This is a genomic window from Flavobacterium bizetiae (genome assembly GCF_902804475.1).
Classification (GTDB): domain Bacteria; phylum Bacteroidota; class Bacteroidia; order Flavobacteriales; family Flavobacteriaceae; genus Flavobacterium; species Flavobacterium bizetiae.
On sequence record NZ_CADCSU010000199.1, the window covers coordinates 1 to 1,840 of the forward strand.

The 1,840-nt window shown below is 33.2% G+C and carries 1 protein-coding gene; it reads left to right on the forward strand.

Annotated elements, in window-relative coordinates; all coding sequences use genetic code 11:
- The first annotated feature begins 191 nt into the window (after positions 1 to 191).
- A complete protein-coding gene (locus FLACOL7796_RS23565) occupies positions 192 to 1,232 on the forward strand; it encodes a GntR family transcriptional regulator (protein WP_173973215.1) in 1,041 nt (346 codons plus the stop codon).
- Positions 1,233 to 1,840: the final 608 nt, after the last annotated feature.

The following is a 1,840-nucleotide window of genomic DNA, read 5'->3' on the forward strand; positions in this document are numbered from 1 at the left end:
ATTATATCCTCAATTTGCCTTAAATAAACAAATCAGCAAAAACATACAACAACCCTTATTTAATTTGAAAGCTTTTGTGAGAAAAGTACCGGACTGAATTATTTCACCGTTTTAGGCAAAACTTTTTTACACAAATTATAACTCAAAATTATATCGCAATTGATTGCTGCATAATTTACAAGACTTACAAAATGATTAAACTTATTAAAATAGATGAAGAGTCCAGGATTCCTAAATACAAACAAATTGTAGACTCGATCCTGCAAAATATTGCTAACGGAAATTTAAAAATAAATCAAAAAATACCCTCTATAAACAGTTTTAGTGAAGAGTTTTATATGTCGCGAGATACTGTAGAAAAGGCTTATAATATTCTGAAAGAGCGAAAAATCATTTCTTCTATCAGAGGAAAAGGCTATTATATTACGCGAACTAAACTCGAATCTAAAGTAAATGTACTCTTCGTACTAAATAAGCTTAGTGCTTATAAAATGAAAACGTACAACTCTTTCATCAATACTATTGGAGCCAATGCACATACCGATTTGCATATTTACCATTGCGATGAGACTTTGTTCCTGAACTTACTGGATAAATTTGAAGGCGCTTATGATTATTATGTAATTACAACGCACTTTAAAACCGATGACTTAAAACACCTGAGTTTTACGGATGAAGTTGCGAAAGCGATCCAGAAAATCCCTGAAGAGAAATTGGTTTTAATGGACAATATCAAAATTGGAATGGAGGGCGAAATAATCAAAATATATCAGGATTTTGAAAATGATATTTACAATGCTTTAAAGGAAGGTCTTGCCAAAATAACAAAATACGAGAAACTGATTCTGGTATATCCTGACAAAGCAGTTTATCCGTACCCACGCAGAATATTACACGGCTTTAGAAAATTTTGTGTCGAACACGAAATCAATTTTGAAATTCTGAGCGAAGTCTACGATGATATGATTCTTAAAAAAGGGGATTTATTCATTACCATAGAAGAATCGGATCTGGTGAATTTAATGAAACAAATTCGCGACGAAAAATTCACCCTTGGAAAAGATATCGGCGTAATCTCTTATAACGATACGCCTCTGAAAGAATTATTAGGAATAACGGTAATGTCTACCGATTTTAATGTCATGGGAGAAACGGTTGCCCGAATGATCCTGAACAAAGAAAAAGGACAGGTTAAAGTGCCTTTTAATTTTATTGATCGAAATTCGATTTAGTTTTTTTTTGCCACGAAGACGCTAAGGCGCTAAATTTATGATTTGAAATATATACATGAAAGCTCTAGATAAATCTGGGACTTTTTTGTTGAAGAAATTGGGTGAGTTTTATTTGGTTTAAGGTTTATTAGAATAAAAAAAATGCACAAAGTCAGGGACATTTGTTCATTTTTCATTAAGGAACTTTTCGGAGAGCGGGGCAAATTTTACTTTTTATTTGTGAGGTTTTGAAGGAATCACTTTGCGGGCACGGATTACAAATCCGCGCGATCGTTGCGGAACTAAATCTGCGCGATCGGGGGTTTAAATCGCGGAATTTAGTACTGAAATAGCCGATACAGGGAGGGAGGATGCTCTGAATGCTATTTTTCAAATCCATTGAGATGACCTAGCAGTTGCAGGCTAACATGGATTTTATTTTAACAGTTTGGTACACTTTAAAGTGCTATAAAAGCAAAAGCCACTCCGTTTAAGGAATGGCTTTAATCATATTGGTGATTTATGTTTACTATTTTTTTTTTTCAAATTCAACAGCATCAATCAATTCAATATCTTTTTGATAAGGATTGATTGCACCAAATCTCAATTTGATATCGGTTAAAATTTCA